This window comes from Paenibacillus sp. An7 (assembly GCF_009870785.1).
Lineage (GTDB): Bacteria > Bacillota > Bacilli > Paenibacillales > Paenibacillaceae > Paenibacillus.
The window spans coordinates 55,053-69,228 of the sequence record NZ_WTWX01000020.1 but is presented as its reverse complement, the minus strand read 5'-3'; the positions used below and the strand labels follow the sequence as shown (position 1 = coordinate 69,228).

The window sequence follows — 14,176 nt, the reverse complement described above, 5'->3', positions numbered from 1 at the left end:
CAAGCTTTTTTTAGAAGCTTTTCAACTTCATTTATGAAGCTTGTTATTCAGCGTGTTGCTTACTGTCTAACTTCTTGGCCGGAATTAGAATATACCATGCTGAGAAGTAGAATGCAACCTTTTTTTTAAAAAAAATCAGTAGATTTATTTCTACTATATTTCCTACTATATTATTCAAGGTAGAATTATATAAAAGCTAAGCTTCAAAACACTCACCCACTGTTCAGTTCTGAAAATCCCATTCTCTTAAAAAACAGACCCCAAGCTTGTAATTATATCTACACAGCTTATGATAGACAAAAATGACATGATCTCTGTATCAGTGAAACAGATCTGCTCATTGAAACTAGATAACAAACAATTCTGCGATATATAGGAATATTCTTTGAGTTAAACTTGTGTCAAAAAAAGCTCCACTTAATAGATCACTTAGCGAAACTTTTGAATGGCGAACGACTTTTGGCGAGTGCCGGTCAGAGAGAGTCAGTCAAAAACGAATAGAGAAGTGCTACATTTTAAGTTTTCTCCTATGTTCCTTCTATTATGTCTTCTCCCATTCTTTCTATATATAGAAGAAACAAAAAAAGCCTTACTCCAAAGAGCAAGGCTTTTCCATATCAACTGCTGTTATAATTATGTTTTATTTTACTCTGAGCCGATAAAAATATATCTAGCCAGAACAATGATGAACAAGATCCACATCAGCCAGTGAATTTTCACCTTACGGCTCGTAGCTAAAGAAGAAAATGAAGCAAGAACAACGTAAGAGATAATTCCAAGAGAAATACCATTAGCAATACTGTTCGTAAATGGCATCATAACAATTGTTAAGAATGCAGGGAATGCTTGAAGGAAATCATCCCAATCAATATTGCGAACTTGACTCATCATCAGCACACCCACAATGATCAGCGCAGGTGCTGTAGCTGCCGAAGGTACAACCAGCGCTAGAGGAGCGATAAATAAAGCCAGTAGGAACATGATTCCCGTTGTTACCGAAGTCAGACCTGTACGTCCTCCCGCTTCAACACCGGCTGAACTTTCTACAAAGGCTGTAATCGTACTTGTACCAAGCACTGCCCCTGCGCTTACGCCAGCCGCATCAACTAGCATTGCCTTTCCGACAATCTTCTCACCCTTCTCCTTATCTTTCATTAGACCCATTCGTGTAGATGTTCCAACAAGGGTACCAAATGTATCAAATAACTCTACAAAAGTGAAGACAAAGATAATTTCGAATAAACCAAGTTTTAGAGCACCCATAATATCCAGTTGCCCTACTGCAAGCCCGCTAAAAGAAGGAATCCAATTCGAACCGCTGAGTCCGCTGAGGTCCGTCACTCCCATGGGAATACCAATAATAGTAGTCACTACGATCCCGATAAGCATAGCACCCTTCACATTCAGTACCATAAGGATCGCAATAATAAGTAAACCAATCAGAGTTAGAAGAACGTCTGCGTGTGTTAGGTTACCAAAAGCAAGACTGAAATTCCCTCCCGCAACAGGCCCGGAGATATCCGTACCAGCGTTCACATTGGCTACAACTAGATTACTTAATTTAAGTCCAACTACGGCTACGAATAATCCAATACCTACGGTTATTGCTGTTTTCAAACTATCTGGTACAGCAACCAGGAGTTTTTGGCGAATCTTTGTTACCGTCAGCAGAATAAATACGAGACCTGAGATAAAGACAGCACCCAGTGCAGCCTGCCATGTTATCATACCGTTCGAACTCAGTACAACCGTCATAAAATATGCATTAAGACCCATACCGGGGGCAAGAGCAATCGGAACATTCACAAAAAGGCCCATTACGATCGTCATCAGTCCAGCGCCCACCGCTGTTGCAAAAAAGACAGCATTATCTGGTATGCCCGCCCCATTTTCACCTAAAAAGATCGTGTTTACTATCAGAATGTACGCCATGGTCATAAACGTGGTTAAACCTGCAACAATCTCTGTTCTGACACTTGTTCCGCGTTCCTTTAATTTAAAGAAACTCTCCATAATCCGAATATTCCCCCTTAGAGATAAGTCGAATAAACTTCAAAACGACAAAAAGCCCTTAAAAGAAATTGATCTTCAAGGGCTAACGCTAAAAAAGATAAGCAGGAATCCCAAAAGTTTCAGCTTCTCATTGTTGAATCAGATGCTTAGAAACCCTTGTTTGTCATCCCATTACATTATCTTTTTTCGTAGCCAGATCATTATGGTGATCTCGTAGAAACTCTCAGGCCAATTCCCGAGATTATACGAAAAAGCATGTGTTTATTCGTTTTTCATTTTTTATTCTAGGAGGGATAGATCATATTGTCAATACAAAAAGCGTATATTAATACCTTACTATGTGTGTAACGTTCGTAAATTACATTTTTGCGAAAGTACTGAAAATCATTCATCATTTTTCATAAAACTAACTTATGTGACGTATGAATAAAAAGAGAACTAAAAAAGAAGCCTCTGCATTAGAGACTTCTACTCTTTATCTACAGAACAGTTAAACGCCGCTTTCTTACTTACAGTGTCTAGTAAAAGAAAGTTATTAGTTCTTCCAGTTATCAGAGTTGTAAGGTGTGCTTTATATAAATCACTTAAATCATTTTCACGGCTCAATATAATGATTTACTTATATGCATTTAATTTTATATTTGAGAACTGCTGTGGTATATAAAATTTATTATACATTAACGGCGGATCAGCCTCTGTCTTGTTATGAAGAGTCTCCAGCAATAAAAAACACTCGTTTTTCCCAACTAATTTGTCTTTCCCAGTAGCTAGATTCAGGGTATGTGTAAATTTCACTTCAAGCGTTCCATGGTTAGCAATTAAGTAGGCTTCCTTCTCTAAGAATTCCAGCAACCGTTTCTTATTACCCAGGTCCAAGGATAAGCTTTCTACGGTTTTCATGGACATAAAAGTAAAAGCGTAAGCAAGTAAATTGCCTTCCCTTCTATACAAACGTTCTAAAGCTAATACGGAAGATGAATCGCTTTTTAAAACTTGTTTCGTATGTTCTGTTTCCGGGTCTAGTCGATAACGTAGATCGATTTGATCGAACGTACTGATATGACATTTACGCATGGGATTACTCAGTTTTTCTAATTGAACATCCTCTTGTTTATAAGAAGATTCTAGTACAAAGTTGCCCTTACCACGTATATTTCTTACTAATCCATCATCTTGTAAAAGGACTAATGCTTGTCTAAGTGTTGCACGGCTAACCCCTAGCTTTTTCGCCAGATCGGGTTCTGAAGGCAGCTGGCTTCCCGCCTCATATTCTCCTTTTGTAATCTGAAGAAGAAGCTCATCGTATACATTGATATAAAGCGGCCGTTTTAGTTTATCCAGTTTATTTGTGTTCATATATTTGGTGTCCTTTTTTTGTTATATTCAAACTGCTGATCATAGGAAGGAATGGCCGGATCATGTCGATAAAAAATGTTGCTTTTTCAAAAGATAAAACATGAACCTCCAAGAAAAAGGTTTTGGAGGTTCATGCAAAATAATTGAATTATTTAAGGAATGACAAGAAAGACTCACCGTATTCTGGCATCTTCACACCAAAATTATCTGCGATCGTTGCACCGATATCTGCAAATGTATCGTTCTCAGGTAACTTTCCGCTGTCTTTTAATTGTTTGGAATAGGCCAAGACAGGAATAAATTCACGAGTATGATCAGTACCTTCGAATGTAGGGTCATTCCCGTGGTCAGCTGTAATAATTAATAAGTCATCCTCACGGATTGCATCAAACACTTCATCTAATCGCTTATCGAATTCCTTTAATGCTTTTCCGTATCCCTCTGGATCACGACGATGACCATACAATGCATCAAAATCAACCAAATTGAGGAAGCTCATGCCCGTAAAATCTTTCTTCATGACTTCAAGCAGTTTATCCATACCATCCATATTGTCTTTCGTGCGGATGGATTCCGTAACGCCTTCACCATCAAAGATATCATTGATCTTACCAATGGCGATTACATCATAGCCTCCGTCTTGCAGATGATTCATCACGGTTTTATTAAAAGGTTTTAATGCATAATCATGACGATTAGATGTTCTCTTAAAGTTCCCAGGCTCTCCTACATAAGGTCTCGCAATAATACGACCAATCAGATAGGCAGGGTCTTTTGTGATCTCCCGAACTTTTTCACAAATATCATATAACTCTTCGAGCGGAATGATATCTTCATGGGCAGCAATTTGCAGAACGGGATCGGCAGAGGTATACACGATCAGATCCCCTGTTTTCATTTGATGTTCCCCGTACTCCTCAATAATTGCTGTTCCGCTTGCCGGTTTATTGGCTACTACTTTTCGGCCCGTTATTTCTTCGATCTGTTTAATCAATTCATCTGGAAAGCCGTTTGGATACACATTAAATGGTTTATCAATGTTTAGGCCCATGATCTCCCAGTGACCTGTCATTGTATCTTTACCAACGGACTTCTCTTGTAATTTCGTATAATAAGCAAGGGGTTTATCTGCTTTAGGTACCCCCAAAATTTCTTCAATATTGGAAAGCCCTAATTTAGCTAGGTTAGGTAAATGTAATCCATTCATATATTCGGCAATATGCAATAAGGTATGAGAACCCGCATCATTAAAGTCTGCCGCATCTTTTCCCTCTCCAATACCAACGGAATCCATGACAATCAAATGTACACGTTTAAATTTTTTCATGCTACTACCTTCCTTTCTCTAGTTCTGTAGAGAGCGTTTATCTATTTTTCGACCTAATAAGAACCAGAACAATACGATGGAGACCACCGCAATTGCTGCAAGAATGATAATAATACTGCTATAATTCAGTGCGGTTGGTTCATCTGTTACAAAGCGTAAGAAACCAAATTGTAAATCCTTTTTATCAATCAACAAAGCCGAATAACTGAAACCAACGGACATCGCGATATTGAGACATAAATTGTAGAAGCCTAATGCAGTCCCTGTTTTTTCAGCTGGTACCTTTCGAAGACTAATATCAATAAGCGGAGCATATAGCAGTGCAAAGCTGCATGAGAATAAGATTAGAGATACTACAAATATGGCGATCGATGCTTTAATGAAGAAGGCCCCAAGCAGCAAACTAACCACAATGATACTAAAGGCTAAATAAACACACTGCTTACTGTTCAAGTATCTTCCTATTTTACCAGACATCGCCCCCACAAATGCAGCTAGTAAACATGCAGGTATGAACATTAGAGACACCGAATCTAAATTTATGTCATATACGCTTGTTAACAAGAACGAAAGTGTGTTCAGCGCGTAAGCAGAATATAACGAATTAATCACAAATGCGACCACTAAAGTAAACAAAAATTGTTTATTTTTAAAGAAATCAATGGTGATAAAAGCTTTTTTATTTTTGCTTATATAGAACAAGAAAGCAACTATGGAGAGAATGAAGAGAACAAATAATCCCCAATTAAAAGAAGACATACACAGCATAATGGAAGTAGCGATCAGGGCTACAATAAACAGTCCTATGAAATCTAAATTATTCTTCTTATTATCTTCTTTAGGTAAATGCTTGAGGATAGACGGTAACAGTAACAAACTAAGCAAAGGAATCAAAAATAGATTTTGCCACTCTAGATAAGTTGCCACAAATCCGCCTGTTAGTGTACCAATAACGGTAGCAAGCTGGAAGCTGCTTGTACTAAATCCCATATATTTTTTCTGTTCTGCTTCAGATGCATATTTGGTAATGAAAACGAGATAAAGGGTCTCGGTTGCCCCTAAACCAGCTGCTTGAATAATTCTCGAAAATACAATCATCCAATAATTCGTATGTGTAACATAGCCAAGTATAGAGCCTATACAAATAAGTAAAATACCTGCTGTCAATAAATTTCGTATACTGATGGAATCAGATAGAGAGGAATAAACGACTGCACCGATTCCAACGACTAATCCTGCAAGAGTCACTTGCCAGCTTACCGTACTTGCTGAAACTCCAAAATACTCTACCAAATCAGGAGAAATAATCTTAAAAGAGTTATCGATTACGAGTGAAAAAATCATTAATAGTAATATAGCGGGTACAATTTTCCCTAAGTTAACTACTGGTTTATTCTCAATGGAATGATTCATAAATACCTCCAAGCATCTCCTGATGTCTAAAAAAATGGATAATAGCGCTTATACTCAGTATCTGAAAGCATGTTAATTACCCCCTGCACTCACCACTACTTCGTAAGCACAGGAGGCATATTTATATTTTATATATGAATCCTTAATGGAATGAATTATGCACTAAGCTAACTCTAATGCAATCTCCATCATGTTCGTAAATGCGGTTTGGCGTTCCTCAGAAGTCGTTTGTTCTCCTGTAATCAGGTGGTCGCTCACCGTTAGAATACATAGTGCATTCACACCCGCTTTAATCGCATTCCAATAAAGTGCTACAGATTCCATCTCGACAGCCATAATACCTACGTCCTGCCATTTTTTATTCGATGTTGTATCCGCATTATAGAAAATTTCACTTGATAAAATATTACCAATATGAACTTTTTGACCTTTCTCGTCTGCAATTTTTTTCGCTTTTTCCAAAAGTTCAAAGGATGCAGTTAGTGGAAATTGTCCAGGTAAATTAAATTGATGACCATAATTAGAATCTGTTGCAGCTCCCATACCAAAAATAACATCATAAAGCTCAATGTCTTTTTGCATTGCACCGCAAGTACCGATTCGGATTAAATTCTTAACACCGAACACATTGATTAATTCCCAAGAATAAATCCCCATACTTGCTGGTCCCATTCCTGTACCCATAACAGAGATTTTTTTCCCTTTGTAAGTACCCGTGTACCCAAGCATTCCTCTTACTTCGTTAAAACACTTATAATCTTCCAGAAAGGTTTCTGCAATAAACTTGGCTCTTAGAGGATCTCCAGGCAATAGAACTGTTTCAGCTATTTCTACTCCATTTGGTTTAATATGAGGGGTCTCTTTGGTAGTCATCATTTTCATTTGCTCCTTTTAGTAGATAATTATGCTGGTTAGAACAACATGTCTAACTTGTATAACTTGTATGTTTTTTAGACAAGTTCAATTTATCATAACTTGTTATTTCCTACAAGTAATTTCAATAATCAGAATTTTACTATGATTTATTGCTCAATATACAAAAAACTCATGACCGATCTGTGTGCTATGGTACACGACAACTAACCATTACACGAAAGGAATCAATCATGAGCTAGATAATAGGAGTACATATGAGTAACAATTATGAATTATTTATGAGAGGACATTACTGTCTGTTCAATAGTATTGTTCCACAAAAAAAACCCTCTATTATTCGCCTGTCCAGCAAATAATAGAGAGTAATTCATTATAATTTATTGTAATATTAACCTACTCCCACTCAATCGTTGCAGGTGAATAGATATATTTGAATTAGACACAATTTCAAATAAGAAAATTTCTATTTCAATAATGATTAGTTCTTTCAGTCCTAATTATCTTTGAATTTATTAAATAACGTTAAGTTATGTTCAATTCCAATCTAATTACCATAAACCATACCTTTAGTTTTTAATAACAGGCTCTACAACAGCTAAAATATCATTATTAATTTCTTCAATTGTTCTAGGCAATTCATTTTCGTAACACTGTATACTAACCCAATCATTACTTTCAGAAAGTAATTTAAACTTCTTATACACCTTTTTTAAGTAATCTATATTTTCTTCATGCAAATCTTGTTTCTTTTCAGTATAATCTCTTTCATCTTTATTAAGAACAAGCTTATAAGAAATATGAGGTGGCATATCTAGAAAAATAGTTTGGTTTGGTTTAGGTAAACCAAACACCGAGTACTCCAATTCCTCAACCCACTTCTTGAAATTTTCAAATTCATCATCATTTAATTTTGCGCTTTGATGAGCAATATTCGATGGGACATATCTATCAAGAATAATAATGGTTCCTTTTTCAAGTTCCTCTTTTAAATATTCCCTTTTTTCAAATCTATCTCCAGCATAAAGAAGTGCTGTTAGTTTAGGATGTGTATACTCTAATCCCCCATATTCACCATTTAGATAATTACCTACCTCTTTTCCAAAAAATGTTTCATTATACATAGGAAAATGAAGCAGAATACATTTGAAATCTTTATTTTGTAAATATTCTTTTATTAATTTAGCTTGAGTATTCTTGCCACTTCCGTCAATACCTTCGATTACTATAATTTTTCCCAGCAAATTCTTTCACCCTTCTATACCTTTAAAATTGAATGTAATTCTACATCTTTTCTTTTTAATCTTTCTCTTGCATCTTTTATTGTTGGTTCGAATAACACTAAACAATCAGTTACAATATATCCTTGTTCCCGTAACTTATCAATAGCATCCACCATTTTTCTTCCTCCTGTAGTACTATCATCCACTAATAAAGCAACAGAACCTTTTTTAGGCTCCTTCCCCATAAAATCAAAAGTCTTTTGAAAAATATTTTTACCAGTAGAGAACTTAGGTTCCTCATTATACAATGCTAATGGCTTTTTAAAAAGCTTAGCAAATTCATATCCAAGTATGGGACTACCGTTTTTAGGGGTAACAATAAAGTCAAAACTTGCATTTCTCACTGCCCCCCTCTCACTTAATTTCCGGCTCCAAAAAGTGCTAAGATAACGTGTATAAAGTTCAGCCTGTACTGGGTTTGTTGAAAAACTCATAACATCTATGTAAGTATTACTTTGTTGCGAGGTTATCTTTCCAACACCAACATTTTCATGAAGTGTAGCTTTTTCTAATTCCTTTCTCAATTCTTCTTCTAAGTTTTCTTTTTTAAAATATGTAGGTGTATCTAACTCAAGTGATGCCCTTTTATATCTGTCAACATCAATCCCTAGCTGTTTTAATAGTTCAAACGTTTGAGTTAATTTATTTCTATTTATCCAAAGAGATATTTTTTGTGGCAAAAGACCCGATACTTCTAGGATAAAAAGAACCGTAGAAACCGTTAAAATCAGAAGTATTAACTTGTTAAAAAAAATATCCATTTATATTCCTTCCCCCGTTATTTATATTTTTAATTCCAATTTCTAAGAACTTTTTCATAATCTATGGAATTGACCCCCATCTCTTCACATAACATACTTATTCTATTAATTCTCATATCCATGGGATACATCATGATACTAGCTAATCTATTTTCTATCATATCTATTATGGCATACACTTGATTAATCTCAGCTTTATATAAACCTGTAACTTCTTTATTATTCTTATGAAATATAAACTTTTCTGTTATATCAACTTTTGAATTCCCTGCAAGAAAAACCACTTTCCCTCCTTTGTTTTCTATATTTATATAAGAAAAACCACTTGCATACAATAATGAAGATAACAATACTTCATTTTCTTTGCTGTTATTTAATGCTTCAGATAATTGCTTTCCTGGATTAGCTATTACAAATGATTTTGTCTTATAAATTACTTCTCCTCTTTTCATGCAAAAACTGACCTCCTGTTATTTATTGGTTCAACACTTGTATCATATACATTACATACACTACTTAAATATTCTTTAATAACGGCTTCATCACTCTTTTTATCATAATATAACTTCCCAGGAAGTATAGGTGCCTTTTCTTCTGAAGAGTTTGTAGAAAAGATACTACCGACAATTGCCTCAATTTTATATTCCTTTATAACATCCAAATACTTTTCGATATCGAGAATAGTGATATCTCGTAGGACTGGTTTCATATAAAGATAACACGGTATCCCTAATTTATCTTGTATGTTAAAACTTTTAAAACGTAATCTAGGCGATACTGTCCCCTTTTCAACTCTCCCCCAATTACTAATTGAAGCGCAACTAATGAAAATAGACAATTGTCCCTCCCACTTTAATTTAGTTGCGATATGTAAGATTTCTTTATAATCAATAAACCTTTTTGTAGCTAATTGAATAGGATTACCTTTTTCAATAACTTCTTCTATGATTTGAATGGTCTCCATTTTATTCATTATATCCCAACACTCTGAAAAGCAACCAATCGAAATAATAGTCCCCATCTTGCCTTCAATAAACTGATTACTATTAAATAATGAATTAAGTACAATTCTAGCAGTATTGAATCGTTCTATATTTCCCCCTGTAGTATAACCCACTCTTGGTAAATAGCAATATGAGCAACTTGCTCTGCAACCTAAACTAGTATTAACAAAAATCCGTTCCTCATTGCCATGTAAATAGCCTTCTGTCCAAATATTATCCATCCCAACATCCCCTTTTTCATATATTACGATTATACAATATCAAATAGTTTCTAATTAAAAGAAATTCTTCAAACTAAACGTCTTGCTCATCTTAAATAATTATTTTAAGAATATAATTGGTCTTTAACTTTGCACTTCTATTTAATCCTTAATAGATATTTTACTCTTTGTACTTCTAAAGAGGCAGCGTCAAGAATTATGTGTAAATGAAAATAAAGATTTAACGACCCTAGGATAAGCAGTCTTCCACTTGTCACAGAAGGTGGCTAGAGCTGCTTTACCAGCTTCTTCATCATCGGATCGATAGACAGATTTGAAGTCTTCACAGACCTCTGCTCGATCTGAGACGCGAACTTTATGGGCAATATTACGAGCTAAATGAACACAGCATGTTTGGTACTTTGCCTGCGGATGGATCTCCTGAATCACATTCACAATACCTATGAGTCCATCGGAGATAAACAATAGGATTTGTTCCGTTCCACGCTGTTTCACGTCTTGGAGCAGTTCTTTCCAAATGTAAGCTGATTCGGTTGGTGCGACGGCGTAGGTGAGTACTTCCTTGGTACCAACCTCACGAATTCCTGCAGCAATATAGACGCACACATAGCGCTTCTCAAGTGGCCGTTTCATAAAGACATCGACATGCTCAACCATTACTTTTGTCATGTTCGATATGGTTTGTGGCGTGTAATGGTGACCATACATTTTCTCGATGTGCTCGGAAGTCTCCGTCATCGTAACGCCCTTTTGAAACATGTGAATGACGTTTTATATGGTGCTACGGTCTGTTGCTTAAACTCTCCATTACGATCTCGAGGAATGTTTAACTGCAAGTCCCCATATTCGGTATGAAGCGTCCGGCCGTAGCCACCGTTTCGAGAATTACCTGAATTCACACCTATACGGTCATATTTTTCATAGACTAGGAATGCAGTAAGCTCTGTTTCTAACAGATGATTCATGGCAGACTCTAAGTGATTGCGAAATACTTCCGCCACATCTTGTTTTGTGACTAGAGCTTGGACTAAATCTGTTGTAAAATGATTCATAGGGAAGACCTCTTTTCTGTGAATTGTGGTGTGGTAACTTCATTCTACAAGAAAAGGTCTTCCTTTTTGCTATTTATCTATTTACACAAAATATTTTACGCTCTCAGATGTTAATAAAATATAAAACACACATTTTATTTACATTAAGGTTATGATTAACTAATATTTCACAAATACTAATCACAACTACTTCTTCCCAATCCTAACTTCCTTCAAAGGACTGTTCATTCGTCCTCCAATATTCAAAATATCTTCTTGTTCCATCCCTCTAAGATAACTTAGAGGTTATTTGTGTATCATAATGCCCCATAAATCTACTTAAACTATAAATATCGATACCGTTTCGTATTTGCTTTTGTGCGAAGTAATGACGACAATCATGTGGTGAACATTGAATTTCTTTTCTCACATCGACATTGTCACAATACTTTTTGAGTATCTCATTAATACGTGAACGAAATAAACGCATAGCAGATTAATCTAAGAAGTAATAATCCTCTGTTTCATCCGCTTGTCTATGTTTAAACCGCTCCTTCTTCATTTTTTCATATTTACGCATCACTTTACTAATGTACACTAGACGTTGCTTAGAGCCTTTTCCATGAATGAGAATGTGTCTACTTGCTACACACTTCCTCTACTTTGATGTCATACAGCTCAGAAACCCTCACACCAAGTGTCAAAAAGCATAATTAATATAGCTTGTCTCGAACATTAGAATAAGTCTCCTCCTTCACATCGTTTATAATGCGAGATACCTCATCATCATTGAAGGTTACAATGGTCGTCTTTTCCTCTTTCAAATTCTTAATCCTTCTCATTGGATTCTCTTGCTCATTAATGTATTCTGCTTTTACAAGATACTGAAAGAATACTTTAATGGTTACGAGGTAATTGTTAATTGTACTATTGTTCTCCTTCCTTACTCTTCGTCTCTCTTAAATGTATCTTTTAATGTGAAGCGGCTTCACATCCTCTACATGACTTACACCTAATTCATCTACCATGAAGTCTTTTCAAACGTTTAAGCGGTACAGACACACCCTAATATAAGCCTTTTTCCGACCTAATATTTCATGATTCAACTTAAAATCATCAATCATTTCAATTATTTAAGTCATAAAAAACTCCCTTTCATTTGCTAAATAACGCAAATAAAAGAGAGTAATTTTAAATAGTCAATTGTTGCCGGTAGTAAAAAACGATATTAAGAAAAGCGGCTAAAAGTCACTTATACCAATGCTTTCAGCTTACTTTTTATACATTGAAACTGTTAACCTATTCCCACTCGATCGTTGCAGGCGGTTTAGAAGTTACATCATAAACGATACGGTTTACGTTATCTACTTCGTTAACGATACGAACCGAGATTTTCTCTAACACATCCCAAGGGATACGTGCCCAGTCTGCTGTCATACCGTCGATGGATGTTACTGCACGGATACCTACGGTATAGGAATACGTACGAGCATCGCCCATAACCCCTACACTCTTCATGTTAGGAAGAGCGGTGAAATACTGCCAAATTTCACGATCAAGACCTGCTTTAGCAATCTCTTCACGCAAAATGTAGTCAGAGTCACGAACGATCTTCAGTTTTTCTTCTGTTACTTCGCCAAGTACACGAATTGCTAGACCCGGACCTGGGAATGGCTGACGCCATACGATCTCTTCTGGCAATCCACATTCTTCACCGACTTTACGAACTTCGTCTTTGAAGAGTGCATTCAGCGGCTCAATAAGCTCAAATCTCATGTTCTCAGGAAGTCCGCCTACATTGTGGTGAGATTTGATGGTTTGCGCTGTAGCTGTACCACTTTCTACGATATCTGTATAAAGTGTTCCTTGTGCCAAGAATGTGAAATCATCGAATTTGCTGGACTCTTCATCAAATACGTAAATAAATTCGTTACCGATAATTTTACGTTTTTGTTCTGGATCATCTACTCCAGCAAGCTTGGACATAAAGCGTTCACGAGCATCAATTTTAACCACTTTCATATCGAATTTTCCTACGAAAGTTTCCATTACGCTCTCTGCTTCTCCTTTACGAAGAAGACCGTGGTCGATAAACATACAAGTAAGTTGATCGCCGATTGCTCTGTGAAGCAGTGCTGCTACTACAGAAGAATCAACGCCGCCGCTGAGGGCACAAAGCACTTTTTTGTCGCCAACTTGTTCACGAATTTCGTTAATTTTGTCTTCGATAAAAGTCTCCATGCTCCAGTTGCCTTCGCAACCGCACACGTTATATAGGAAGTTACGGATCATATCGTTACCATTCAAAGAATGACGCACTTCTGGGTGGAACTGAACTGCATAAAATTTACGTTCTGGATGGCTCATTGCTGCAATTGGAGCACTTTCCGTTCCCGCATCAAGTTTAAAACCTGTTGGCAAGGAAACAACGTGATCTCCATGACTCATCCATACGGTTTGATTTAATTCAAGACCTGCTACAAGGTCAGATCCTTCGTTAAACAAAACATCTGCTTTACCATACTCACGTTTGTGAGCACGTTCTACTTTACCGTCTAATTGCTGGGCCATCATCTGCATACCATAGCAGATACCGAAGATCGGCAATCCCAGGTCATAAACAGCAGGGTCTACATGCGGTGCATTCTCAGCGTATACACTGGATGGTCCACCGGAGAATACGATCCCTTTTGGTGCTAGTTCACGTATCTTCTCTGCAGGTGTGTTATATGGAAGCAACTCGCTGTATACTCCGAGATCGCGGATTCTTCTTGCGATTAGTTGGTTATACTGTCCCCCGAAATCTAGAACAACAACAATTTCATTTGGCTTTATCATTACCGTGCCTCCCTCAATTCAATGAGATTAATTATACTTGCCGACAAAACCTGACG

The 14,176-nt window shown here is 36.4% G+C and carries 11 protein-coding genes, 1 pseudogene and 1 riboswitch; all 12 genes and pseudogenes read right to left on the bottom strand.

What is annotated here, in order from left to right; all coding sequences use genetic code 11:
• Positions 1-645: 645 nt before the first annotated feature.
• Positions 646-2,013 carry an NCS2 family permease gene (locus tag GQY27_RS17615; RefSeq protein ID WP_160036568.1) on the bottom strand — a complete coding sequence of 456 codons (1,368 nt, stop codon included), beginning with the start codon at positions 2,011-2,013 and terminating at the stop codon, positions 646-648.
• A gap of 169 nt (positions 2,014-2,182) precedes the next feature.
• Positions 2,183-2,282: riboswitch (purine riboswitch) on the bottom strand.
• Positions 2,283-2,628: 346 nt separating this feature from the next.
• On the bottom strand, positions 2,629-3,369 hold the full coding sequence (locus GQY27_RS17610; protein WP_160036567.1) for a GntR family transcriptional regulator: 741 nt from the start codon (positions 3,367-3,369) through the stop codon (positions 2,629-2,631).
• A gap of 148 nt (positions 3,370-3,517) precedes the next feature.
• The gene (gene deoB / locus GQY27_RS17605) at positions 3,518-4,696 is read right to left on the bottom strand and encodes a phosphopentomutase (RefSeq protein ID WP_160036566.1); all 1,179 of its coding nucleotides are present in this window, start codon (positions 4,694-4,696) and stop codon (positions 3,518-3,520) included.
• Positions 4,697-4,714: 18 nt separating this feature from the next.
• Entirely contained in the window at positions 4,715-6,109 is a 1,395-nt protein-coding gene (locus GQY27_RS17600; protein WP_160036565.1) for an MFS transporter, read from the bottom strand.
• A gap of 162 nt (positions 6,110-6,271) precedes the next feature.
• Complete coding sequence (deoD, locus tag GQY27_RS17595; protein ID WP_160036574.1) at positions 6,272-6,982, bottom strand: purine-nucleoside phosphorylase; 711 nt, start codon at positions 6,980-6,982, stop codon at positions 6,272-6,274.
• 569 nt (positions 6,983-7,551) lie between these two features.
• The gene (gene tmk / locus GQY27_RS17590; protein ID WP_160036564.1) at positions 7,552-8,226 is read right to left on the bottom strand and encodes a dTMP kinase; all 675 of its coding nucleotides are present in this window, start codon (positions 8,224-8,226) and stop codon (positions 7,552-7,554) included.
• Between the two features lie 14 nt (positions 8,227-8,240).
• Positions 8,241-9,026 (bottom strand): phosphoribosyltransferase, encoded by a 786-nt coding sequence (locus GQY27_RS17585; RefSeq protein WP_160036563.1) that lies wholly within the window; start codon positions 9,024-9,026, stop codon positions 8,241-8,243.
• A 29-nt stretch (positions 9,027-9,055) separates the two neighbouring features.
• Positions 9,056-9,478: a hypothetical protein gene (locus GQY27_RS17580; protein WP_160036562.1), complete on the bottom strand. Its 423-nt coding sequence runs from the start codon at positions 9,476-9,478 to the stop codon at positions 9,056-9,058.
• Entirely contained in the window at positions 9,475-10,251 is a 777-nt protein-coding gene (locus GQY27_RS17575; protein WP_160036561.1) for a radical SAM family protein, read from the bottom strand. Before GQY27_RS17575 ends, GQY27_RS17580 begins: the two co-directional genes overlap by 4 nt.
• Before the next feature lie 213 nt (positions 10,252-10,464).
• A pseudogene (locus tag GQY27_RS17570) lies at positions 10,465-11,303 on the bottom strand (IS256 family transposase); the annotation flags it as partial.
• A 268-nt stretch (positions 11,304-11,571) separates the two neighbouring features.
• Positions 11,572-11,772 carry a tyrosine-type recombinase/integrase gene (locus GQY27_RS22095; RefSeq protein ID WP_160036560.1) on the bottom strand — a complete coding sequence of 67 codons (201 nt, stop codon included), beginning with the start codon at positions 11,770-11,772 and terminating at the stop codon, positions 11,572-11,574.
• Positions 11,773-12,581: 809 nt separating this feature from the next.
• Positions 12,582-14,120, bottom strand: a complete 1,539-nt coding sequence (guaA, locus tag GQY27_RS17560) for a glutamine-hydrolyzing GMP synthase (RefSeq protein ID WP_160036559.1) — start codon at positions 14,118-14,120, stop codon at positions 12,582-12,584.
• Between the last annotated feature and the right edge of the window lie 56 nt (positions 14,121-14,176).

Bases quoted from the DNA above. Each gene is read 5' to 3' on its own strand.
- GQY27_RS17615 (WP_160036568.1), bottom strand. From the start codon at position 2,013: ATGGAGAGTTTCTTTAAATTAAAGGAACGCGGAACAAGTGTCAGAACA.
- GQY27_RS17610 (WP_160036567.1), bottom strand. From the start codon at position 3,369: ATGAACACAAATAAACTGGATAAACTAAAACGGCCGCTTTATATCAAT.
- deoB (WP_160036566.1), bottom strand. From the start codon at position 4,696: ATGAAAAAATTTAAACGTGTACATTTGATTGTCATGGATTCCGTTGGT.
- GQY27_RS17600 (WP_160036565.1), bottom strand. From the start codon at position 6,109: ATGAATCATTCCATTGAGAATAAACCAGTAGTTAACTTAGGGAAAATT.
- deoD (WP_160036574.1), bottom strand. From the start codon at position 6,982: ATGACTACCAAAGAGACCCCTCATATTAAACCAAATGGAGTAGAAATA.
- GQY27_RS17585 (WP_160036563.1), bottom strand. From the start codon at position 9,026: ATGGATATTTTTTTTAACAAGTTAATACTTCTGATTTTAACGGTTTCT.
- GQY27_RS17580 (WP_160036562.1), bottom strand. From the start codon at position 9,478: ATGAAAAGAGGAGAAGTAATTTATAAGACAAAATCATTTGTAATAGCT.
- GQY27_RS17575 (WP_160036561.1), bottom strand. From the start codon at position 10,251: ATGGATAATATTTGGACAGAAGGCTATTTACATGGCAATGAGGAACGG.
- GQY27_RS22095 (WP_160036560.1), bottom strand. From the start codon at position 11,772: ATGCGTTTATTTCGTTCACGTATTAATGAGATACTCAAAAAGTATTGT.
- guaA (WP_160036559.1), bottom strand. From the start codon at position 14,120: ATGATAAAGCCAAATGAAATTGTTGTTGTTCTAGATTTCGGGGGACAG.